Annotated in this window: 19 protein-coding genes; 10 read left to right on the top strand and 9 right to left on the bottom strand. The window is 66.3% G+C overall.

Annotation, left to right across the window (positions count from 1 at the left end; genetic code table 11):
- Positions 1–58 precede the first annotated feature (58 nt).
- Complete coding sequence (locus ACLIMP_RS15425) at positions 59–1,561, bottom strand: UxaA family hydrolase (RefSeq protein WP_324696589.1); 1,503 nt, start codon at positions 1,559–1,561, stop codon at positions 59–61.
- A gap of 138 nt (positions 1,562–1,699) precedes the next feature.
- Between ACLIMP_RS15425 and ACLIMP_RS15430 the strand changes: the two genes are divergently transcribed.
- The 5 genes from ACLIMP_RS15430 to ACLIMP_RS15450 all read left to right on the top strand — a co-directional run bounded on the left by ACLIMP_RS15430 (position 1,700) and on the right by ACLIMP_RS15450 (position 7,291).
- The gene (locus tag ACLIMP_RS15430) at positions 1,700–2,734 is read left to right on the top strand and encodes a LacI family DNA-binding transcriptional regulator (protein ID WP_054439188.1); all 1,035 of its coding nucleotides are present in this window, start codon (positions 1,700–1,702) and stop codon (positions 2,732–2,734) included.
- 138 nt (positions 2,735–2,872) lie between these two features.
- Positions 2,873–3,709 (top strand): 5-dehydro-4-deoxy-D-glucuronate isomerase, encoded by an 837-nt coding sequence (gene kduI, locus ACLIMP_RS15435; protein WP_054439186.1) that lies wholly within the window; start codon positions 2,873–2,875, stop codon positions 3,707–3,709.
- 155 nt (positions 3,710–3,864) lie between these two features.
- A complete protein-coding gene (gene kduD, locus ACLIMP_RS15440) occupies positions 3,865–4,635 on the top strand; it encodes a 2-dehydro-3-deoxy-D-gluconate 5-dehydrogenase KduD (protein WP_054439183.1) in 771 nt (256 codons plus the stop codon).
- 14 nt (positions 4,636–4,649) lie between these two features.
- The gene (locus ACLIMP_RS15445) at positions 4,650–5,660 is read left to right on the top strand and encodes a sugar kinase (RefSeq protein WP_324696593.1); all 1,011 of its coding nucleotides are present in this window, start codon (positions 4,650–4,652) and stop codon (positions 5,658–5,660) included.
- 68 nt (positions 5,661–5,728) lie between these two features.
- Positions 5,729–7,291: a carboxylesterase/lipase family protein gene (locus tag ACLIMP_RS15450; protein WP_324696595.1), complete on the top strand. Its 1,563-nt coding sequence runs from the start codon at positions 5,729–5,731 to the stop codon at positions 7,289–7,291.
- 49 nt (positions 7,292–7,340) lie between these two features.
- Here ACLIMP_RS15450 and ACLIMP_RS15455 read toward each other — a convergent pair whose 3' ends face one another.
- Together ACLIMP_RS15455 and ACLIMP_RS15460 are read right to left on the bottom strand one after the other, a co-directional pair.
- Positions 7,341–7,733, bottom strand: a complete 393-nt coding sequence (locus tag ACLIMP_RS15455) for a cupin domain-containing protein (RefSeq protein WP_221937061.1) — start codon at positions 7,731–7,733, stop codon at positions 7,341–7,343.
- Positions 7,734–7,750: 17 nt separating this feature from the next.
- Positions 7,751–9,094 (bottom strand): pectate lyase family protein, encoded by a 1,344-nt coding sequence (locus ACLIMP_RS15460; protein WP_324696598.1) that lies wholly within the window; start codon positions 9,092–9,094, stop codon positions 7,751–7,753.
- A 309-nt stretch (positions 9,095–9,403) separates the two neighbouring features.
- Between ACLIMP_RS15460 and ACLIMP_RS15465 the strand changes: the two genes are divergently transcribed.
- From ACLIMP_RS15465 to ACLIMP_RS15485, 5 genes are read left to right on the top strand one after another with little or no spacing between them, the layout of a single operon-like run.
- Positions 9,404–12,292 (top strand): TonB-dependent receptor, encoded by a 2,889-nt coding sequence (locus ACLIMP_RS15465; protein ID WP_324696600.1) that lies wholly within the window; start codon positions 9,404–9,406, stop codon positions 12,290–12,292.
- A gap of 59 nt (positions 12,293–12,351) precedes the next feature.
- Positions 12,352–13,365 carry an alpha/beta hydrolase gene (locus ACLIMP_RS15470; RefSeq protein ID WP_324696601.1) on the top strand — a complete coding sequence of 338 codons (1,014 nt, stop codon included), beginning with the start codon at positions 12,352–12,354 and terminating at the stop codon, positions 13,363–13,365.
- A gap of 12 nt (positions 13,366–13,377) precedes the next feature.
- Positions 13,378–15,021: a family 43 glycosylhydrolase gene (locus ACLIMP_RS15475; RefSeq protein ID WP_324696603.1), complete on the top strand. Its 1,644-nt coding sequence runs from the start codon at positions 13,378–13,380 to the stop codon at positions 15,019–15,021.
- Positions 15,021–16,436 carry a glucuronate isomerase gene (gene uxaC, locus ACLIMP_RS15480; protein WP_054439175.1) on the top strand — a complete coding sequence of 472 codons (1,416 nt, stop codon included), beginning with the start codon at positions 15,021–15,023 and terminating at the stop codon, positions 16,434–16,436. The genes ACLIMP_RS15475 and uxaC overlap by 1 nt, the downstream gene beginning before the upstream one ends.
- Entirely contained in the window at positions 16,433–17,824 is a 1,392-nt protein-coding gene (locus tag ACLIMP_RS15485) for a mannitol dehydrogenase family protein (protein WP_324696606.1), read from the top strand. Before uxaC ends, ACLIMP_RS15485 begins: the two co-directional genes overlap by 4 nt.
- A 215-nt stretch (positions 17,825–18,039) precedes the next feature.
- On the opposite strand, the gene ACLIMP_RS15490 is transcribed toward ACLIMP_RS15485, so the two are convergent.
- The 6 genes from ACLIMP_RS15490 to ykgO form a co-directional block, all read right to left on the bottom strand.
- Complete coding sequence (locus ACLIMP_RS15490; protein ID WP_054439171.1) at positions 18,040–18,801, bottom strand: proteasome-type protease; 762 nt, start codon at positions 18,799–18,801, stop codon at positions 18,040–18,042.
- 58 nt (positions 18,802–18,859) lie between these two features.
- Positions 18,860–19,723 carry a transglutaminase family protein gene (locus ACLIMP_RS15495; RefSeq protein WP_185996776.1) on the bottom strand — a complete coding sequence of 288 codons (864 nt, stop codon included), beginning with the start codon at positions 19,721–19,723 and terminating at the stop codon, positions 18,860–18,862.
- Positions 19,724–19,737: 14 nt separating this feature from the next.
- A complete protein-coding gene (locus ACLIMP_RS15500; RefSeq protein ID WP_185996775.1) occupies positions 19,738–20,685 on the bottom strand; it encodes an alpha-E domain-containing protein in 948 nt (315 codons plus the stop codon).
- A gap of 28 nt (positions 20,686–20,713) precedes the next feature.
- Entirely contained in the window at positions 20,714–22,150 is a 1,437-nt protein-coding gene (locus ACLIMP_RS15505) for a circularly permuted type 2 ATP-grasp protein (protein WP_132469255.1), read from the bottom strand.
- Positions 22,151–22,367: 217 nt separating this feature from the next.
- Positions 22,368–23,012, bottom strand: a complete 645-nt coding sequence (locus ACLIMP_RS15510) for an HAD-IA family hydrolase (RefSeq protein WP_324696613.1) — start codon at positions 23,010–23,012, stop codon at positions 22,368–22,370.
- A gap of 96 nt (positions 23,013–23,108) precedes the next feature.
- Positions 23,109–23,234 carry a type B 50S ribosomal protein L36 gene (gene ykgO / locus ACLIMP_RS15515; protein ID WP_004210176.1) on the bottom strand — a complete coding sequence of 42 codons (126 nt, stop codon included), beginning with the start codon at positions 23,232–23,234 and terminating at the stop codon, positions 23,109–23,111.
- Positions 23,235–23,319 lie beyond the last annotated feature (85 nt).

Raw genomic sequence — 23,319 nt, forward strand, 5'->3', positions numbered from 1 at the left:
AGGAAACCGGTGTCATAAGCAAATCGATACTTGCCCGCGCGGGTGCTGCCTCAGCCGTTCAGAGGGTTACGCCGCGCTTCCAGACCGCGATGGCGCGCTGGCCGCCGCGCTCCGAGGCCGTGGCCTCCCCGCTGGCGATCGCGCAGATCCGCTGGAGGAAAGCGGCATCGGCAGCGTCCTGCCCGAGATCGAGCGCGATCGAGGCGTCGAAATCGATCCAGTGCGGCTTGGCCTCGGACAGGCGGCGGTTGGAGGCGACCTTCACCGTCGGCACCGGGAAGCCCAGCGGCGTGCCGCGTCCGGTGGTGAACAGCACCAGGGTCGCCCCCGAAGCGGCGAGCGCGGTGGAGGACACCGCATCGTTGCCCGGCGCCTCCAGCAGGGTGACGCCCGGCACGCTGGCCTGACCGCCATAATCGATCACATCGCACAGCGGCGCGGAGCCCGCCTTCTGGACCGCGCCCAGCGATTTCTCCTCCAGCGTGGTGATCCCGCCCGCAAGGTTGCCCGGCGAGGGGTTCTCCGAAACCGGCAGGCCCTGGTCGAGATAATAGCGCTTGAAACGGTTCACGAGGCCGGCCGCCGCCTCGAACACCTCGCGCGAGGTCGCACGGTCCAGGAGGGCCTGTTCGGCGCCGAATATCTCGGGAATCTCGGTGAGGATCGCCTTGCCGCCCGCGTCCGAGATCGTTTCCGAAAGCCGCCCCAGCAGCGGATTGGCGGTGAGCCCCGAGAAGCCGTCCGAACCGCCGCACTTGAGCCCGATGGTCAGGGCCGAAAGCGGCAGTTCGACCCGGCGGGCGCCGGCCGCTTCCTCGACCAGTTCGTCCACCAGCCGGCCCGCTTCCTCGATCTCGTTCCCGGCGGACTGGCTGGAAAGCATCCGCAGCTTGGACCGCGCCCATACCGGCACCGCCGCAACCAGCGCATCGAGCTGGTTGGATTCGCAGCCAAGCCCAAGCAGCAGCACGCCCGCCGCATTGGGGCTGGCGGCAAGCCCGGCGAGCAGGGCGCGGGTGCCGTCGAGATCGTCGCCAAGCTGCGAGCAGCCGTGGGGGTGCGCGAAGGCATGCACACCGTCGATCCGGCCCGCCGCGATGAGCGCCGCATGGCGCCCCTGCGCCTCGCGGGCGACCTGTTCGGCGGTCATGCCGACACAGCCGACCGTGGGCAGTATCCAGATCTCGTTGCGGGTCGCCGCGCGGCCGTCGGCGCGCAAATAGCCCTGCCATGTCAGGTCGGTTCCCGCACGCGGGCCATGGGCCTGCGCTTCGCCGGGGTGGGGCGCGTAGGCGAGCTCGCCGGCCAGCGCGGTTTCCACATTGTGGGTGTGGACATGGCCGCCCGCCGGGATCGCCTGCGTGGCGCGGCCGATCGGCTGGCCGTACTTCACCACCGTGTCCCCTGCCGCGATATCGGCGAGGGCGAACTTGTGTCCCTGCCCCACGTCCTCGCGCAGCGCGAGGCCGTCCACCACTTCGCCAGAGGCGAGCGGGCGCAGCGCGACGGCCACGGTGTCGCGGGGGTGGATACGAATCGAGGCGGGGATTTCTGAAGGCATCGTAGGACCGGAGTTAGCGCGGAATTGAGGACTTCCAAGAAAAGGAAACCGGTGTCATCTTGCCTTTCCGCAAGCAAGAAGGCAAGCGGCTGACAACAGATCGGCGAAACCGCAAGCGGTCCGTCAAAAGGGGCGAGGATGCCGGAAGAACACAAACGCGACGCCAAGCCCACCATCAACGACGTCGCCCGGCTCTCCGGCGTGTCGAAGAAGACCGTCAGCCGCGTCATCAACAAGTCGCCCCTGCTGAACCAGGCCACGCGCGAGAAGGTCGAAGCGGTGATCGCCGAAATCGGCTATGTGCCCAACCCGCAGGCCCGCGCGCTGGCGCTGCGGCGCAACTTCCTGATCGGCCTGATCCACGACAACCCCAACGCGCAGATGGTGCTGGGCGTGCAGGAAGGCATTCTGGACGCGATCCGCGACACCGAGTTCGCGCTGGTGGTCCGCCCCGTGGATCGCCATTCCCCCACGATGCTGGAGGACATCCGCCGCTTCATCGAGCAGCAGCGCCTCTACGGCGTGCTGCTGCTGCCGCCGATCTCCGAGAACGACGGCCTCGCCGCCGTCTGCCGCGAGCTTGGCTGCACGCTGGTCCGCATGGGTTCGGCCCGTCTGGATGACGACAAGCACCTCGTCGCCTCGAACGACCGTCATGCCGTGCGCGAGGCGGTGGCATGGCTGGTGAGCCTTGGCCACAAGCGCATCGGCTTCATCGCCGGGCCGGAAGGCTTCCGCTCCGCTCACGAGCGCGAACTGGGCTTTGCCGACGGGCTTGCCGGCGCCGGCCTCGAACCGGACCCGGCCATCACCGCGCGGGGCAACTACCGCTTCGAATCGGGCCTTGCCGCGGGGGAGCGCCTGCTGTCCGCCGAACCGCGCCCCACCGCGATCTTCTCCAGCAACGACGAGATGGCCGCCGGCGTGCTTCATGCGGCGCGGGCGAAGGGCATTTCGGTGCCCGAGCAGCTTTCCATCATCGGCTTCGACGATACCGCCATCGCCGCGCATATCTGGCCGCCGCTGACCACGGTGCGCTGGCCGATCGTGCCGATGGCGACCGCCGCCGCCCGCAAGCTGATCGAGCCGGCCAGCGCCGCTTCGCAGCCATCGCTGTTCCTCTCGGACCTCGTGCGCCGCGCCTCGGTGGCGCCGCCCTCCCCGGACCGCTGAGCGCCGCGGTTCAGGCACATGGGGACAAACACGCCCCGCAGGACATTGACACCGGTTACCAAAGCCGGATAAGACTTGACCTGAAACGCAATAGCGTCCCACCATACGGAACTGAATTCCACAAGGGAGAGAGCCCCCGTGTTCTGCAAGACCTACCACGCCACCCATCCCGACATGATGGAGTGCGTCTCCAACGAGGAACTGCGCGATCGCTACCTCGTCGGCGGCATGTTCGAGGACGGCAAGGTCAACCTCAACTATTCGCACAACGAACGCTTCGTGATCGGCGGCGCGGTGCCTTCGCAGGGTCCGCTCAAGCTGCCCGCGCAGACCGTTCCCAAGAGCGCGGAAGGCAAGCCCTTCCTTGAGCGCCGCGAAGCCGGCATCACCAACATCGGCGGCCCCGGCGCGATCACGGTCGACGGCCAGCGCTTCGAGGTGGGCAACAAGGAATGCCTCTACGTGCCGATGGGCTCGGACGAGGTGATCTTCGAGGGTGAGACCGCGCGCTTCTACATCGCCTCGGTCCCCGCGCATAAGGCCTGCCCGATCAAGCTGATCACGCTGGCCGAAGCGAACCCGCTGGCCCGCGGCGATCTGGCCAATTCGAACCAGCGCACGATCTACCAGCTCGTCATCCCCGGCGTCTGCGAAAGCGCGCAGCTGCTGCTGGGCCTCACCGTGCTGGAAGAAGGTTCGGTGTGGAACACGATGCCGCCGCACCTTCATGACCGCCGCAGCGAGATCTACCTCTACTTCGAACTGCCCGAAGAGAACGACCGCATCTTCCACTACATGGGCGAGCCCGACCAGATGCGCCACATCGTGATCGCCAACGAAGAGGCCGTCATCAGCCCGCCGTGGTCGATCCACATGGGTTCGGGCACCAAGAAGTACGCGTTCATCTGGGCCATGGGCGGGGAAAACCTCGACTATACCGACATGAACGTGCTGGATATCTGCCAGCTTCAGTAGGGTATCCGTTCGGACGCGGCTCCGTCGCGCCCCTCGTCACCGGCGGGGAGCGGAGCGACGGAGCCACGCCCGCAACGACGAAGTCGATGCCGAACGCGGAGCCAACGGTGCGAAACCGCACCCGCCGGCACGATCAGATTGGGACAGGACAGACTATGGCGATTTCCTTCAGCCTCGAAGGCAAGGCCGCGCTCGTGACCGGCGCCAACACCGGGATCGGACAGGCTATTGCCGTGGCACTCGCCGAAGCCGGCGCCGACGTGGCCCTTGCCGGGCGCAGCGAACCGGCGGAAACCATTGCGCTGGTCGAAGCGACCGGCCGCAAGTGCGTGAACATCAAGGCCGACCTCTCCTCGATCGAGCCCGTGGGCCGCGTGATCGACGAAGCGGTGGCCGGGCTCGGCAAGATCGATATCCTCGTCAACAACGCCGGGATCATCCGCCGCGACGACCTGCTGCAGTTCTCCGAAGAGGACTGGGACGCGGTGATGGACACCAACCTCAAGACCCTGTTCTTCCTCAGCCAGGCAGCGGCGAAGGGCATGGTGGAGCGGGGCGCCATTGGTGGTAGCCGGGGCAAGATCGTCAACATCGCCTCTCTGCTCACCTTCCAGGGCGGCATCCGCGTGCCGAGCTATGCGGCGGCGAAGTCGGGCGTGGGCGGCGTGACCAAGGCCATGGCCAACGAACTCGCGCCGAGGGGCGTGCAGGTCAACGCCATCGCTCCGGGCTACATCTCCACCAACAACACCGCAGCCCTTCAGGGCGACGAGACGCGCAACCGCCAGATCCTGGAGCGCATTCCCACCGGCCGCTGGGGTGATCCCCGCGACATCGCCGGCGCCGCCGTGTTTCTTGCTTCCCCGGCTGCGGATTATGTTACAGGCCACGTCCTCGCCGTAGACGGCGGTTGGCTCGCGCGCTGAGGATTACCAAGACTATGACTGGCCACGTTACCTGCTTCGGCGAAGTTCTCATCCGTTTCGCCACGCATGATGCACGGCTCGTGGTCCAGTCGGATTCGCTCGACATGGTGGTGGGCGGGGCGGAAGCCAATGTCGCCTCGGGGCTCGCCTCGCTCGGCCACGAGGTCCGCCTGGTCTCGCGCCTGCCCGCCAACCCGCTGGGCGACAAGGCCCGCGCCGCGCTGGGCTCGGCGGGGATCGGCCTTTCCGGCGTCACCTCCGGGCCGGGCCGCATGGGGCTCTACTTCCTCGAAACCGGCGCCGGGCTGCGTCCTTCCGCGATCACTTACGACCGCGCCGGCAGTGCCTTCGCGCAGTCCTCGGTGGACGATTTCGACTTTGCCGCCGCGCTGGACGGCGCGCGGCTGCTGCACCTTTCCGGCATCACGCCCGCACTCGGGCCGGGCGGCGTCTCGCTCGCCAGGGCCGCGGTGCGCGCCGCGCAGGAAGCCGGCGTGCCGATCTGCTTCGATGGCAATTACCGCGCGCTGCTGTGGGAAAGCTGGGACAGCAACCCGCGCGAAGTGCTCACCGAACTGGTCAGCGCGGCCACGGTGATGATCGGCAATCACCGCGACATCTCGCTGCTGCTGGGCGGCACCTTCTCGGGCGACGGTGAAGACCGCCGCCGCGAGGCTGCCGAGGCCGCCTTCGCGGCCTTCCCGGGCCTCCAGATCATCGCCTCCACGGCGCGCCATGTCGTCAACGCCGGGCATCACCGCATCGCCGCCCGCGTGGACGGCCGCGACGGCGCGGTGCAGACGGCCGAGGCCGACGTGACCGGCATCGTCGATCGCATCGGCACCGGCGATGCCTTCGCGGCGGGCGTGCTGCACCAGTGGCTGGAAGGCGGCGACCTTTCGGCCATGGCCCATGCCGGCCTCGCCTATACGGTGCTCAAGCATTCGCTGCACGGCGACATGAGCCTGATCGGCCGGGCGGAACTGGAAGCGTTCTCGATCGCCGGGGGCGACGTGCGGCGGTGACCGGAAGCTGATGCGTTTGCGTCGCCCCGGACATGATCCGGGAAGGCGCCGGGGGAAGAGGCACTGCCATGACGGCCAGACACATCACGCGCCGCACTCTCGTAAAGTCCGCCGCGGCACTTGCCGCGATAGCCCCTGCGCCGCTTCTCGCCCGCCCCTCCGCGCGTGCCGACAGCCCGGTGGCGGGGCGCTACCTCGGCCTTGCCGAACAGGGCGTGCTCGCCTTCAAGGGCATCCGCTACGGCCGCGCGCCGCGCTTTGCCCGCGCCGTCGCCGAACCCTGGTCCGGTCCGCGCCTCGAAGCCCGGACCTTCGCGCCGATCTGCCCGCAGCGCGGCTCCGGTAGCGAGCGTCAGTCCGAAGACTGCCTTTTCCTCAACGTCTGGACACCCGAAGCGAACCCCGCCGCGAAGCGCGCGGTCATGGTCTACTTCCACGGCGGCGCCTATACCACCGGCTCGGTCACCGATCCGCTTACCCACGGCGCGAAGCTGGCGGCCGGGGGCGACGTGGTGGTCGTCACCGTCAATCACCGGCTCAACGCGCTGGGCCATGCCTGGCTGCGACCTTTCGGCGCCCGCTATGCCGACAGCGGCAACCTCGGCCAGCTCGACCTGATCCTCGCCCTGCAATGGGTGCGCGAACATATTGCGCAGTTCGGCGGAGACCCGGCACGGATCATGGTGTTCGGCCAGTCGGGCGGCGGCGCCAAGATCGCCACGCTCATGGCCATGCCGGCCGCGCAAGGGCTGTTCCACACTGCCGCCACCATGAGCGGCCAGCAGGTGCAGGCCAACGGGCCGATGCACGCCTGGGCCCGCACGCAGGCGCTCATGGCGGCGCTGAAGCTGGCGCCCGGCGATGTGGAGAGTTTGCGGACGATGCCCGTGGAACGACTGGTGGAGGGCCTTGGCGCCACCGATCCGGTCATGGGCGGCCCGGTCTATTTCGGCCCGGTGCTCGACATGACCAACCTGCCGCGCCATCCGTTCTGGCCGGACGCCGCGCCGCAGTCTCTCGGCGTGCCGATGATCCTGGGCAATACCCACGATGAAACCCGCGCCTTCCTCGACCCGCGCGGCAGCAAGCTGAAGGGGCTGGACTGGGGCAACCTGGCCGAGCGGATGAGCCGCGAGGTGAAGATCGATCTCGACCCGCAATGGGTGGTGGACCACTACCGCGCCCATGAGCCGGGCTGGAGCGTCGAACAGGTCTATTACGCCGCCACCACGGCGGGTCGCTCATGGCCGGGGCAAGTCATCGAGGCCGACGAACGCGCGAAGGCAGGTGCGCGGGAAACCTGGGTCTATCAGCTCGAACGCCCCTCTCCAGTCGATCCGCTGCGCGGCGCGGCGCATACCGATGACATTCCCTACGTCTTCGGCACGCTCGATGCGCCGGGCAGCTTTTCAGGCACGGACGCAGGCGCGCAGGCCTTGAGCAAGGCGATGATGGGGGCCTTCGCCGGGCTCGCCAGGACAGGACGGCCGGGCATCGCGGACTGGGCGGCCTACGCCCTGCCCTCCCGCCAGACCATGGTGTTCGGGGACAATGTCCGCGTGGAGAACGACCCGCGCGGCTGGCAGCGGGAATTGTGGGCCACGGCGCCCTATGTGCAGCCGGGAACCTGAAGCCGCCGCAAGAGCGCAGGGGAGCGCGATGCCCCCCCTGCGCACCCTTTCACTTCTTCCCGGCGGAACCCGGCGGATTGGGATAGGCGATCACCAGCGAAAGCGGCTCGTCGCCCTTCTGCCAGATGCCGACGACCGCGCCGTTGTAGAGATAGGCCGTCATCCCCGGCCGGAGCGCCGCGCGCTTTCCGTCCGAAACCACCTCACCCTCGCCCGAGAGCACATAGTACACCTCGTCATGCGCGATGGGATGCTCGCCGATCGCCGCCCCCTTGTGAAGCACGCGGCGGCGGAATTCCATCGTGCGCGGCGCGGGCGCGGCATCGGAGATGCGGTAGGCCGTGCTCATGCCGATGGCGCCGTGCGGAGGGGCTTCCTCGCGCACGGTGTCCTTCTCATCGATCACGGCCATCGGCGGCGCGCCCGTGGCGGATGCGGCCATCAGCAGCAGGGCCGCGATCACTTCGCGGCCCCTTCGCGCATTTCCTTGTCGCGGGCAGAGAGCTTTTCCTGCGCCCCTGCCTTCTGGCCCGGATAAATCCCCGATTTCGGCGTCATCGTCGCAAGGTTCCAGTCCTTCTCCACGAAGGCGGCGCGAGTCGGCGCCGGATGGGGATAGCCGCCGACGACCTTCTCGTCGTCGATCACCTCGCCGCGTCCTTCGGCGACGAAGAACAGCACGCGGATATCGTCAGGCGCACGGTCCCACGGGCGGGCGCCGACCGATGCCAGCAGCCCGGTCTCGAGATCGGCGGCCGGGACCACCTTGTAGCCATCGAGGCTGGCGAGCGGCTGCGGCGATTCGATCACTTTCGCCTTGGTCACGCCGTAGCGGCCCAGCATCGGCGCGGGATTGCCCCAGCGATCCACGTTGATGTTGTCCTTGCTGAACCAGGCAAGATCGCCGTCGCCGCCCAGCGTCAGGAACGGCAGACCCGGCGCAGTGGTGTTGCCCGCACGCATGACGTTGCCCACGGCCGTGATCTCGCCGGTGACATAGGGATGCCCCGCCCATTCGAGGTTCATCAGGTTGTAGTGCACCGCGCGGTGGCCGGGATCGTAGATCATGTTGTTGACCATGAGCACCTGCGCCCCGCCCTTCACCAGCGGCGAACGCTCCATGTTGTGGGCCCAGACGTTGCGGTAGAAGACGATGCCGGTGGCATTGTCGTGCACCAGCGAGCCCTTGGAATGCTCGCCCTTGGGATGGCTGGCATCGGCCAGGCCTTCGGCTGCGAGGTTTTCGCGGAACAGCACGTCATGGCTGGTCGCCGTGCGCCATTCCTTCACGGTGTTGCCGTTGAAACGCGGCCCGGAAGTCGACATGTTCTCGTCGATCGCCCAGAAGAAGCTGCAATGCTCCACCACCACGTTATGCGCGGCAACGGTGGAGAAGGCGTCCGCTTCCCAGCCGGAAAGCTTGGGCTGGCCGTCCACCCCGGTCATCACGCGAAGGTGGCTGATCTTGACGTCGTGCCCCTTGAGATCGATCCCGCCGCGAACGATGGTCACGCCCGGCGAAGGCGCGGTCTGCCCGGCGATGGTGAGGTAGGGCTCGTCGATTTCCATGACCGAGCGTTCAAGGTCGATCACCCCGCCCACTTCGAACACCACGGTGCGCTTGCCCTTCGCCTCGACCGCTTCCCTGAGCGATCCGGGGCCGTCCTTGGCCAGGGTCGTGACGCGAATGATTCGCCCGCCGTCGCCGCCCCGGGTCGGGTCTGCAGCCTGCGCCCCGGCCAGCTGCGGGACCGCCGAAATCGCCAGAATTGCGGCCGAAACCGTGAGGGTAAGACGGCTCATCTGCCTCTTTTCTTTCACTGTGCTCTCCCGTTGACCTGCTTCTCACAGGGGTTCTTGACAGGGCGCTGTCCCTGCGGCAATAACTAATGACACCGGTTACCAAGACCGGCAAGAACGAACTGACGGTCGCAATGAAACGACGATACGCGGTTCGGAAGACGTGCGCCGACAAGGCGTGGAGGATGGCGTTGCAAGACGCCGGGAGCAGGTGCCGGAGAAGGGAAGCGCCAAAGGCGCGAACACCTCTGACACCGGTATCAATTGGCCAAAACGGCCATGAAGGCCACAACGGCTACAGGGGGAGTGATCATGCGCCTGAATATTTCCAAGGTTCATGTTTCGAGGATTTCGCTACTGAAGGCAGCTCTCGTCGCGGGCAGTGCGCTGGCATTGCCGCACGCAGCCTTCGCACAGGATACCGCCGCCGCAGGCCAGACCGCGACGGAAGACGGCACCGCCGCGCAGGAAATCATCGTGACCGGTTTCCGCAAGTCGCTCGAAGCCGCGCTCAACGTGAAGCGCGAATCCGTCAGCGCCGTCGATGCCGTCGTCGCCGAGGACATGGCCAAGTTCCCTGACCAGAACCTTGCCGAATCGCTCCAGCGCATCCCCGGCATCTCGATCCAGCGTGACGGCGGCGAAGGCCGGGCGATCACCGTGCGCGGCCTTGGCGCCCAGTTCACCCGCGTCCGCGTGAACGGCCTCGAAACGATCGCGACCAGCTCCGACGGCGCTTCCGCCAACCGCGACCGCGCGTTCGACTTCAACGTCTTCGCCTCGGAACTGTTCAGCAGCCTCGTGGTCCACAAGACCGCCGAAGCCAGCCTCGACGAAGGCTCGCTGGGCGCGGTGGTCGATCTCAACACCGGCAATCCGCTGGCGGGCAAGGCCGGTCTTTCCGCCGTGCTCAACATGCAGGGTTCCTACAACGACCTGTCCAAGAACGTCGGCCCGCGCCTTGCCGGCCTGCTGTCCTGGCGCAACGATGCCGGCACTTTCGGCGTCAACCTTTCGGCGGCCTATTCGCACACCGATACGCTGGAAACCGGCAACAACACCGTCCGCTGGTCGCAGGCCTACTTCAACTCGGTGAACGGCACGCCCTGCTTCTATTCGGACGTCGGCCCGACCGGCGGCAACCCGGTGAACTCCGGCGGCGGCTACCGTCCTTCCGAAGCCTGCGACGCGGCAGCGCTCTCGTTCCACGCCCGCATCCCGCGCTACGGCAAGGTCGAGCATGATCGCCGCCGCCTCGGCCTGACCGGCTCGATCCAGTTCGAACCGACCGACCGCACCAAGCTCTCGATCGACGGCCTCTATTCCTCGTTCAAGGAAAACCGTTCGGAACAGTGGCTGGAAGTCCTCGCCCGCTCGAACGAACGCCGCTTCAACCTCGTGGACCCGGTCTACGACGACAAGGGCACGATGATCGCAGGCACTTACGACAATGCCTGGGTCCGCACCGAAAGCTACCTGCGCAAGTCGGAGACCGAATTCTACCAGTTCGGCGCGACCTGGGACCAGGACGTGACCGACACCTTCCGCTTCACGGCGCTGGGCGGTTTCTCGCAGTCGAACGCCGACATCCCGGTGGAAACCACTTTCGCCTACGACAACCGCAACGCGAACGGTTTCGACTTCGACTATTCCGACATGAAGTCGCCGGTGCTGAACTACGGTCTGGACGTGACCAATCCGGCGAATTTCCAGCTCGCCGAAATCCGCGACCGTCCGTCCTACGTTAAGAACAAGTTCAAGACCGCCCAGCTGCGCACCGAATGGGACATGGCGGACGGCTTCACCGTGAAGGCGGGCGGCGTCTGGCGTCGTTACGACTTCCGTACGCAGCTGTTCCAGCGTGACACCGCCGCCTGCGCCACCAACGGCCAGCCGGACCTGATCCTGGGCCAGGTGACCTGCTCGTCCAGCGTCTACGGCCTGCCCGTCACCTCCGACATCTCGCGCCTCATCAATCTCGGTGACGCCGGACAGCCGGGCGGCACCACCAGTTCGTGGATCGTGGCCGACATCGACAAGGCGGCGAACTACACCAATCTCTATGCCCGTACGGCCGTCGAGGATCTCGGGAACAATCGCCGCGTGCGCGAGGAAACCTCGGGCGGCTACCTCCAGTTCGACGTCAAGGGCGATATCCTGGGCCTCGAATTCGCGGGCAATGCCGGCGTTCGCTACGCCCATACCAAGCAGACCTCGACCGGCTACACCGCAGGCGTAGCCGCGACCGTTGGGCGCAGCTACGACGACTGGCTGCCGGCAATGAACATCGCGTTCTACCCGCGCCATGACGTGATCGTGCGCGGCGCGATCGCCAAGGTCATCACGCGCCCCTCGCTGGGCAACCTCAACCCCGGCGGCTCGGTCGACGGGTTCAACTACCGCGTGACCTTCGGCAATCCGTTCCTCAACCCCTACCGGGCGACCAATTTCGACGCCTCAGTGGAATGGTACTTCGCACCGCAGGCGCTGGTTTCTGTGGCGGGCTTCATCAAGAAGATCGAGAGTTTCCCGGTTGCGGGCACCTATACCGCCACGCTGCCGCAGCTCGGCCTTGGCCGCGACGTGCTGGGGCAGAGCACGCCTGCCTACATCGATTACGACCCGAACCAGGAGTACATCGTCTCCGCTCAGGTCAACGGCAAGGGCGCGACGCTCAAGGGCGTGGAACTGGCGCTGCAACTGCCCTTCACCTTCCTGCCGGGCATCCTCACCCACACCGGCTTCCAGGGCAACGCCACCTTCATCGACAGCAGCGCCGACTACCAGATCACCGGTCCGGCCGTTTCCGCCTGCACCCGCAACCCGACGACCAATGCCTGCGGCCTCTCCGGCGTCTCGGCGATCTACAACAACACTCTGCTGGGCGTGTCGAAGAAGGCCTGGAACGCCACGCTCTATTACGACGACGGCAAGTTCAGCATCCGCGGCTCGGTCAGCTATCGCGGCCCGTTCAGCGACGCCACCAGCGCGACCGGCAATATCTTCGAGGGTTACGGTTCGTACACCAGCGTCGATGCGGCGATCCGCTATCAGGCGACCGAATGGATGGAACTGTCGATCGACGGCAACAACCTGACCGACGAATATCGCTACCGCACCAACGACATCTACGCGCAGCGCAATTACGAGAACAACCACTTCGGCCGCACCATCCTGTTCGGCGCGCGCCTCAAGTATTGACCTTTGCCCGGCAGCAATGCCGAATGAAGTGAACTGAAAGCAACGAAGAGGAAGCCGCCATGACCATCGACCGCCGATCGTTCATGGCGGCTTCCCTTGCCTCGGGCCTCCTGCCGGGGCTGACGGCTGGAACCGCGCAAGCGCAGACGGCAGCACCTTTCGACAGCACCCGGTCTCCGCCGGCGGGATTGCCCGAACCCGGCGAGACCATCGACCTGTGGCCCCGCGGCGCGCCGGGAATGCCCGCCACTCCTCCTGTGGAAACCGTTACCGAACGCTCCACCAACGGGCAGGTCAACGACCGTTCCGTTACCGGGACCACCCGCCCGCGCATGGTGGTGTTCCGGCCGGACCGCCCCAATGGCGCGGCCGTGCTCATCACGCCGGGCGGCGGCTATGCCCTCGTCGTCATCGACAAGGAGGGCTACGAGATGGCCCGCTGGCTCGCCGCGCGCGGCTTCACCGCCTTCGTCCTGTTCTACCGCCTGCCGGGCGAGGGCTGGGCCGATCGGCAGGACGTGCCGCTGGCCGATGCCCAGCGCGCCATCCGCCTGATCCGCCACCGCGCCAAGGATTACGGCGTGCAGCCGGAGCGTGTTGCCGCCATGGGCTTTTCGGCCGGCGGCCATGTCTGCGCCAGCCTCTCCACCCGCTACGACGCCCAGGTCTACAAGCCGGTCGACGCGGCGGACAGGCTTTCCGCCCGCCCCTTCTGCGCAGCCCCGATCTATCCGGTGGTCTCGATGGACCCCGCCGTCGCTCACGCGGGCTCGCGCAGGCTGCTGCTCGGCTCTTCTCCCACGCCGGAAATGGAGGCCGCGCACTCACCGGACCGCACGGTTCCCAAAGGCGCGCCGCCGCACTTCCTGCTCCACGCGGAGGACGATCCCGCCGTTCCGGTGGACAACAGCCTGCGGCTGCGCGCCGCGCTCAAGGCGCAAGGCGTTCCGGTGGAAACCCACCTCTTCGCGCAGGGCGGCCACGGCTTCGGCCTGCGCGGCACGATCGGCAAGCCGGTCGAGGCATGGCCCGAACTCTGGCGCGCCTGGGCGCGCTCGGTGGGTCTTGCCTAGACCGAAGACAGGATGACCATGGACAGACGCGACGCACTCAAGACCGCTCTGCTGGGCGGTATCGGCCTTGCGGCACCCACTCTCGCGGGGAGAGAGGCTGCCGCAGGGGAGACCGGGGCGGGGATTGCTCCTCCAGCGCCCGCCCCGGCTCCCGCACGCCACTGGCGGCGCGGATTTGACGGCCAGCGCATCGCCGACCTCGGGAATGGAACGATGCTCAATCCGGTCCTCTCCGGAGACCGGCCCGACCCGGCCATCCTGAAGGATGGCGAGGATTATTACCTCACCTTCTCCAGCTTCGATTCCTACCCCGGTCTTACCATCTGGCACAGCCGCGATCTGGTGAACTGGCAGCCGAGGAAGCCCGCGCTCACCCGCAACATCGGCTCGGTCTGGGCGGTCAGCCTGGAAAAGCACAAGGGCCGCTACTTCCTCTACATCCCGGTCAAGGCGGAGCCCAACGAGATATACGTGATCTGGGCCGATCACATCGACGGCCCGTGGAGCGATCCGAAACCGCTGGGCCTGCACGATCATATCGACCCCTGCCACGCCGTGGGCGAGGACGGCTCGCGCTGGCTGTTCCTTTCGGGCGGAGACCGCGTGCGGCTGTCCGACGACGGCCTCTCGCTGGCGGGCAAGGTGGAGCATGTCTACGACCCGTGGCACTACCCGGAGGACTGGGATGTCGAGGGCTTTTCGCCCGAAGGCCCCAAGATCCACCGCCACGGGGGCTGGTTCTACATGCTCACGGCGGTGGGCGGCACGGCCGGTCCGCCGACCGGGCACATGGTGATCGCCGCCCGCGCCCGTTCGATTCACGGACCGTGGGAGCAGCATCCCGGCAATCCGCTGGTCCGCACCGAAGACCAGTCCGAGGCCTGGTGGTCGCGCGGGCATGCCTCCCTGGTGGAGGGGCCGGACCGCAAGTGGTACACGCTCTACCACGGGTTCGAGAACGGCTACTGGACGCTTGGCCGCCAGTGCCTGCTCGATACCATCGAATGGACCGAAGACGGCTGGTTCCGCATGACCGGCGGCGACCTTTCCCAGCCGCTGCCGGTGCCTAGGATCGCCAGCCCCCTGCCGCACGGCATGGCCTTGTCGGACGATTTCTCGAAGCCGCTGGCGCTGGGTTCGAAATGGTCGTTCTTCCGCCCCGCCCCCGACGAATCCAGCCGCCTGCGCGTGCAAGGCGGCGCGCTGCATTTCGCGGGCAAGGGCCTCGCCCCGTCGAGCGGCTCACCGCTGCTGCTGATCGCGGGCGATACCAGCTACCGGTTCGAATGCGATATCGAACTGGCGCCCGGCGGCACCGCCGGCCTGGTGCTGTTCTATGACGACAAGCTCTATGCCGGGCTCGGCTTCGACGAGACCCGCTTCGTCACCCACCAATACGGCAACGAGCGCGGCCGCCCCGCCAATCCGCACGGAAGCCGCATGAAGATGCGCCTCACCAATCGCCGCCACATCGTCTCGTTCCACACCTCGGGAGACGGCGGCAAGACATGGAAGCGGTTCGACCGGGGCATGGAAGTGTCCGGCTATCACCACAATGTTCGCGGCGGCTTCCTCATGCTGCGGCCGGGCCTCTATGCCGCCGGTCCGGGCGAGGCAAAGTTCCGCGATTTCCGATTCACAGCACTGGAAGACTGATGCTCCGCCCCCTCGACCTGCATCCCGACCGGCTCCTCCCGGCCGAGCCCGCCACGCGAACAATCGCCCGCGAGCTTTACCAAAGCGTCGCGAAACTGCCGATCGTCAGTCCGCACGGCCATACCGACCCGCGCTGGTTCGCCGCGAACGAGACATTCGGCAATGCCACCGAACTGCTGCTGGTGCCGGACCATTATGTGTTCCGCATGCTCTATTCGCAGGGCATCCCGATGGAATCGCTCGGCGTGCGCAATCCCGGCGTCGATCCGCGCGCGGCCTGGCGGCTGCTGGCGGAGAACTTCCACCTGTTCCGGGGCACGCCCTCCCGCATGTGGCTTGACTGGGTCTTCGCCGAAGCGTTCGGAATGGGTGTGCAGCTCTCGGCCGAAACCAGCGATCTCTATTTCGACACCATCACCGAGATGCTGGCGAGCGACAGCTTCCGCCCCCGCGCCCTGTTCGACCGTTACGGCATCGAAGTGATCGCCACGACCGAAAGCCCGCTCGACACGCTGGAACACCATGCCGCGATCCGGGCGGACAATGCGCGTGCCGGGGGCTGGAAGGGCAAGGTCGTCACCGCCTATCGCCCCGATCCGGTGGTCGATCCCGAGTTCGAGGGTTTCCGCGAAAACCTGCGCCGGTTTTCCGAACTCACCGGGGAGGACTGCCTCACCTGGAACGGATACCTTGCCGCGCATCGCCAGCGCCGCCGCTTCTTCGCGGAAATGGGCGCTACCTCGACCGATCACGGGCACCCGACCCCGAAAACCGCCGATCTCCCGCGCGCCGAGGCCGAAGCCCTGTTCGCCAAAGTCACCAGCGCGGACTTCACCGCCGAGGACGCCGAACTGTTCCGCGCCCAGATGCTCACCGAAATGGCGGCGATGAGCCTCGACGACGGCCTCGTCATGCAGATCCACCCCGGCGCCTTCCGCAACCACAATGCCCGCGTCTTCGAACGCTTCGGCCGTGATAAGGGCGCCGACATCCCCTCGCGCACCGAATATGTGGCCAATCTCAAGCCCCTGCTCGACAGGTTCGGCAACGAGCCCGGCCTCTCGATCATTCTCTTCACGCTGGACGAAAGCACTTATGCCCGCGAACTGGCGCCGCTCGCCGGGCATTATCCCTGCCTCAAGCTCGGGCCGGCATGGTGGTTCCACGACAGCCCCGAAGGCATGCGCCGGTTCCGCCGCATGACCACCGAAACCGCAGGCTTCTACAATACGGTCGGCTTCAACGACGATACACGGGCCTTCCTGTCGATCCCCGCGCGCCATGACGTTGCTCGCCGGATCGATTGCGGGTTCCTTGCGGAACTCGTCGTCGAGCACCGCATCGAGGACTGGGAAGCGGCCGAACTGGCGCAGGACCTTACCTACAATCTCGTGAAGAAGGCCTATCGTTTGTGAGACTTTCCACTGCGAGCCTGCCGCAGCTTCCCGCCGACATCGCGCGCCCCCGTTACGAGCGGGGCGCGCAGGCGGCGGGCATCGTCCACTTCGGCATCGGCGCCTTCCACCGCGCCCACCAGGCCTGGTATACGGACCGGGCGATGGCGGCCGGGGACCGGGACTGGGCGATCACCGGCGTATCGCTGCGATCCGCCAATGTGGCGCGCCAGATGAACCCGCAGGACGGCCTCTATACCCTCACCGAATGCTCGGCCGCGGGCAACGAGACAGGGGTGATCGGATCGGTCGGCCGCGTCCTTGTCGCCAGCGAGGAACCGGAAGCCGTCATCGCTGCTCTTGCCGCGCCGGAAACGCGGATCGTCACTTTCACCATCACCGAGAAGGGCTACTGCCGCGCGGCGGACGGCTCGCTCGAACCCTTCCTCGCGCACCACGGCAGCGTCTATGCCTTCCTCGAACAAGGCCTGCGCCGCCGCCGCAACGCGGACCTTCCCGGCCTGACCCTGCTCTCGTGCGACAATCTTGCCGATAACGGCCGCCAGCTTGAGCGGCTCATGGCCGAATACCTCGCGCGCCACGACCCCGAACTCGGCGCATGGGTCGCCGCGCATTGCGCCTTCCCCTGCTCCATGGTCGATCGCATCGTCCCCGCCACCACCGCTGCCGACCGCAAGACGGTCGCCGCGGCCACCGGGCTGGAGGATCAGGGCGCGGTGATGACCGAACCGTTCAGCCAGTGGGTGATCGAGGACAAGTTCGCCGGTCCCCGCCCCGCGTGGGAAGCCGTGGGCGCGCAGCTCGTCGGCGATGTCGCCCCTTACGAGGCGGCCAAGCTGCGGATGCTCAACGGCGCGCACTCGGCGCTGGCCTACCTCGGGCTGGAGCACGGCCATGCTTTCGTTCACGAAGCAGTCGCCGATCCGGCGATCCGCCCGCTGATCGAACGCCTGATGCGCGTCGAGGCCCAGCCGACCATCGCAGCCGCGCCGGGACAGGATCTGGACGCCTATGCCGAGGCCCTGCTGGCACGCTTCGCCAATCCGGCGCTCCAGCATCGGCTCATCCAGATCGCGATGGACGGCAGCCAGAAGATCCCGCAGCGCTGGCTGGAAACGCTTGCCGCCAACCAGGCCGAAGGCAGGCATTGCCCTGCGATCCTCTCGGCGCTGGCGGCATGGATGCGCCACGTTCGCGGCGACAACGCCGTGAACTGGGGCCCGGTCGATGACCCGATGGCCGTCCGTCTTGCCGATCTCTGGCGCGAGGAAGGCCCCGGCGGAATGCCGCGCGCCCTGTTCGGCGAACACGGGCTGTTCGCGGCCACCTGGCGGGCTTCGGCCGGCGACTTCGAAAGTCTGGCCGAGCATCTGGGGCAGAGAGTCTAGGTCGTAAACTCATAAACGGCGCCATCGAGGTTTGAGGCAAAATGGCTCAGCGCCAGGAGGGAAGGCGCTGGAATATGTCGATATTTCAAGACTTCCCAACGCAGCGCTGGGCCATTTTGGTCAAATGCCGAAGGGACGTCCAAATGGCTTCCAGCTCGCCTCGATGGTGCCGTTTATGAGTTTACGACCTAGGCGGCGGGGACGGGGCCCCTTCCTTAGACCGACGTGTCGAGCTTCGTTTCCATCCGGTAGTCCGGCAGCGAATCGAAGGCCTGCCGCAAGGCCTCTCCCCAGCCGGTGGAAACCGACTGGAAATAGGGATCGCCCGCGTCGATGCGCCGCTCGTGCAGCGGCGTGAAGCGGTCCTGCTCCAGCACCAGCAGGTCGAGCGGGAGGCCCACCGAGAGATTGGCTTTCAGCGTCGAATCGAACGATACGCAAAGCAGCTTCACCGCCGCCTCGAACGTCATCGAACGCTCGTAGCCCCGGATCAGGATCGGCCTGCCGTATTTGGTCTCACCGATCTGGAAGAAGGGCGTATCAAAGCTGGCTTCGATGAAATTGCCTTCGGGGTAGATCAGGAACAGGCGCGGCTCCATGCCCTTGATCTGGCCGGCGACGATCATCGAGGCGCTGAACGTGCCGGAAGCCGCGCTCTGGCCGTTATCGGCGGCGCGTTCGGAAATGATGTCCTGCAGGAGATTGCCGACGATAGTGGCCACCTGGAACATGGTCGGCGCTTCGAGCAGCGAATTGTGCCGTTCCGCCGGGGCCTTGTTGCGTTCCTCCAACTGGCTGATCACCGCCTGGGTCGTGGCGAGGTTGCCCGCCGTCATCACCGAGATCACGCGCTCGCCGGGGAGCTCCCAGTGGTACATCTTCCGGAAGGTCGAGATATTGTCGACGCCGGAGTTGGTGCGGGTGTCGCTCATCAATACGAGCCCGCGATCCAACATCATGCCCACGCAATAGGTCATGGAAGTTCTAACCCCTGAAATCCTTCGCCCCGCGCGACCGATGCGGGGGTGCGGCCGTTCAGCCGCCCTGTCTCTGTTGTTGCCCGCCGCTTGCGGACTGCTGTTGCTGCTGTCCTAGCAGGTTCTCGGCCACCGACAAATGCACGTCGAGCCGCGTTTCCCCCGCTCCCATCGCGATACCAGTAATCGGAGCGGCCTCTGCATAGTCGCAACCGCTGGTTACGCGGATGTACCGTTCGTCCGGGCAGATCGCGTTGGAAACGTCGAATCCGACCCAGCCGAGCCCCGGAATATACGCCTCGGCCCAGCCGTGCCCGGCTTCCTGCTCCACCCGGTCGTTCATGCGAAGATAACCGCCGACGTAGCGCATCGGGATATCGAGCAGGCGACCAGCGCTGATGAAGACGTGCGCATGATCCTGGCAGACGCCCTTTCCGGCGGCGAGCGCCTGTTCCGCCGTCGTCTCCGCATCGGTGGAACCGGGGAGATACTCGATCTCCTCGGCCACCGCGCTCGACAGGGCGTGGAGGAAGCCCAGCGTATCGGCGCGATCCGCATCGACAGAAGCCAGCAGCGAGCGCACCCGGCTTCCCGCGCGGGTCAGCACGGTCGGCCGCAGGAAGCACCAGAGCGGGGTGTGACCGCTGTGCGCGCCGGTGATGCCGCTGTTGTCGATCGTGCGCACCGTGCCCTTGCAGGTTACGATGACCTCGGGCGTGCCCGGCTCGATCGAGACGAGCGCGGTATGGTTCTGGTGATGGTCGTCGTACTGCGCCTCGGGCCGGGCGCCCTCGATCTCCATCTGCCAGTCGAGCACTTCCTGCCCATGCGTGGTCTTGGGTTTAAGGCGCAGGCGCTGCAGCCCGTGAGTGACCGGCCCGGCAAAGGCATAGCGAGTGGTATGCGTAACGGTCAGAAGCACGGGTGGCTGTCCTTCTATTCGATGAACCGGTAATCGGCGGCGATGGCGCCCCCGATGCGCGTGGTCTTGCCGATGAAGTCCTGCAGGAATTCGTGCAGGCCCACTTCGAAGATATTCTCGATCGTGGTCTGGTGCAGGGCGTCTCCGGCCTGCCGGACCAACGCATGGGCGGAAGTCTCGTGCCCGTATTCCTTGGCGAGCCCCGCCATGTTGCTGCGGATCTTTTCGTAGCAGAACAACAGAGAGCGCGGGAACTGGCCGTCGAGGATCAGGAAGCGCGCGATCCCCCGCGGGTCCATTGCGCCGGCATTGAGCCACGAATAGGCGCGGTTGCCCGCCACCGAGCGCAGCAGCGTATCCCACTGCACATTGTCGAGACTGGAACCGACCCACGCCGCCGAGGGCAGCAGCACGTAATACTTCACATCGAGGATGCGCGCGGTGCTGTCCGCCCGCTCGATGAAGGTGCCGATGCGCGCGAAGTTGAACACCTCGTTGCGCAGCATCGTGCCTTCGAGCGCGCCGCGCACCAGCGTTCCGGTGCGCCGGATCGTGGTGAGCACCTCGCCCAGGCTGGTTTCGCGCACGGGCCGCGAAAGCAGGTCGCGCAAGTGCATCCAGCCTTCGTTGGTGGTTTCCCACACGGCGTTTGTCAGGCTGTTGCGCACCATGCGGGCATTGGTGCGCGCATTCTCAAGCATGGCGAGCACCGAACCGGGATTGTCCTTGTCGCGCAGCATGTAGTTGAACACCTGCGTCCCGGTGATGTCCGAGTGCTTCGCCCGGTAGTCCTCGATCAGGCCGGTGGTGGTCAGGACCGACTTCCACTCCTCGTCCTGCGAGTGCTTGTTCCCGCGGGTCAGCGCGAGATGAAAGCCGACGTCGATCAACCGCGCGGTATTTTCCGCGCGTTCGAGATAGCGGCTCATCCAGTATACGCCGTTGGCGGCCCGGCCCAGCATCAGCGCGCCCTCGCTCGTTCAGGGCCCTTCATTCGTCCAGCACCCAAGAGTCCTTGGTGCCGCCGCCCTGCGAGGAATTGACCACCAGAGATCCTTTCTTGAGCGCCACGCGGGTCAACCCGCCGGGCGTGATGTCGATGCCGTCGGGCGAGACCAGCACGAACGGGCGAAGGTCCACATGGCGCGGCGCCAGCCCCTCCTTGGTGAAGATCGGCACCGTGGAAAGCGAGAGCGTGGGCTGGGCGATGTAATTGTCCGGCCGCGCCCGCAGCTTGGCCTCGAAATCGGCGAGTTCCTTCTTCGAGGAGGTCGGCCCGATCAGCATGCCGTAGCCGCCCGAACCGTGGACTTCCTTCACGACCAGTTCGGCGAGATTGTCGAGCACATAGGCCAGCGCATCCGGCTCCGAGCAGCGCCAGGTCGGCACGTTGGAGAGAATCGGCTTCTCTCCGGTATAGAACTCCACGATCTCGGGCATGTAGCTGTAGATCGCCTTGTCGTCGGCGATGCCGGTGCCCGGCGCATTTGCGATAGTGATGCCGCCCGCGCGGTAGACATCCATGATCCCCGCCACGCCCAGCACCGAATCGGGATTGAAGCTGAGCGGGTCCAGGTAATCGTCGTCCACTCGGCGATAGATGACGTCGATCGCCTTGTAGCCCGTGGTCGTGCGCATGGCGACGCGCCCGTCCACCACGCGCAGGTCGCTGCCCTCCACCAGTTCCGCGCCCATCTGGTCGGCAAGGAAGGCATGTTCGAAATAGGCCGAGTTATAGATGCCCGGCGTCAGCACCGCGACCGTCGGCCGGCCCGATCCCTTGAAGGCGGGCGGCGCGCAGGCGCGCAGGGAACGGGCAAGCCGGCGCGGATAGTCCGACACGGGGCGCACCGGAATCCTGGTGAACAGTTCCGGGAACATCGCCATCATCGTTTCGCGGTTCTCGAGCATGTACGAGACACCGGACGGCGTGCGGGCGTTGTCCTCCAGCACCATGAATTCGTCAGGCCCGGTGCGGACGAGATCGATGCCGACGATATGGGTATAGACGCCGCCCGGCGGCGTCATCCCGATCATCTGCGTGAGGAAGGCTTCATTGTCGCGCAGGGCCGAGATCGGCAGGCGGCCGGACCGGATGATCTCCTGCCGGTGATAGAGATCCTGGAGGAAGGCATTGAGCGCCCTCACCCGCTGCTCGATCCCCCGCGTCAGCTTGCGCCATTCGCGCGCGGTGATGATGCGCGGGATCATGTCGAACGGGATAAGCCGCTCTTCGGCGGCATCGTCGCCGTAGACGTTGAAGGTAATTCCGATGCGGCGGAAGAAGCGTTCGGCCTCGGCATCCTGGCGTTTCAGCCAGGTCTTGTCCTGCGAGTCGTACCAATTCCTGAAGTCTGCATAGGCAGGCCTGACCGACCCGTCCTCGTTGAGCATTTCGTCGTAATTGGTTCCGCCCGTAGCCGTCATTGTGACTCCCGTTTGTCCATGTGATGCAACATGGAAACGGACTTGCCAAGCGGTTACGCTGCAAGTGCGAAAGAAAAATTACTGCGCGAATTGGCGGAAATCGGACCGAATTGGTCGAATACCCAGCGCTCCGGGAAATGGCCGCAGCTTTGGCCTGTGCGGCAGGTGCTAAGCGGGTTGGCTAATCGATCCGTTCGAGCGCCCCGCCCTTCACAGCTCAGGCCAGCAGCCCCCGCGCGCCGAGATCCGCGCGCAAGGCAGCCGCGTTCTGGAAGTGATGCACCTGCCAGCCAAGATCGCGGGCGGCGGCGATGTTGGCGGCATTGTCGTCGATGAACAGCATCGCGCCGGGCGCATGGCCGAACCGCCGCGCGGCGAGATCGAAGATGCGCGCATCGGGCTTCGCCAGCTTCTCGTCGCCCGAGACGACGATGTCGCCGAACAGGTCGAACAGGGGCTCCGACGCGCGGTATTCCCGCCAGAACGGGCTGGCGAAGTTGGTGATGGCGAAAAGCGGCATCCCGCCGAACGCCAGTTCGCGCACGATCTCGTGACTGCCGGGCACGTTGCCGGGAATCGTTTCGAGGAAACGCGTGGCGTAAGCGTCGATCAGGGCATCGTGGCCGGGATACTCGGCCTTCCGTTCGGCAACCATCTCGGCGAGGTCGCGGCCGGCATCATGCTGGAAGTGCCACTCTTCGGTAACGACGTTCGCGCAGAACCAGTCGAGCCGTTCGGGCTCGCGAATCAGCTTGGCGAAGAGCAGGCGCATGTCCCACTCGACGAGGACGCGCCCGACATCGAAGACGACCGCCTCTACGGCGGCGCCTTGGGCAGGATCGTTTACGTAGACTGCAGACATGACAAGACCCCCGCGAATGGCGGGGGCCTCATGTCACCGACGTAGTCGCCCGTCCGCCTTATGGTCCCCGCCGCGTGGCATGGACAGGCAGCCGAATCAGCCCTGGCGGGCCTTGAAGCGACGGTTGGTCTTGTTGATGACGTAGGTACGGCCGCGACGGCGGATCACGCGGTTGTCCCGGTGACGACCCTTGAGCGACTTCAGGCTGTTGCGAATCTTCATGTCATGTCTCGTCTGCGTGGTCCGGCGGTTGTTCCAATAATGACTGGCCGCCCGAAAATTGAAGTGGCGCCGTTACGGGTGACGG

This window comes from Novosphingobium aeonii, assembly GCF_052279045.1.
Taxonomy (GTDB): Bacteria; Pseudomonadota; Alphaproteobacteria; order Sphingomonadales; family Sphingomonadaceae; genus Novosphingobium.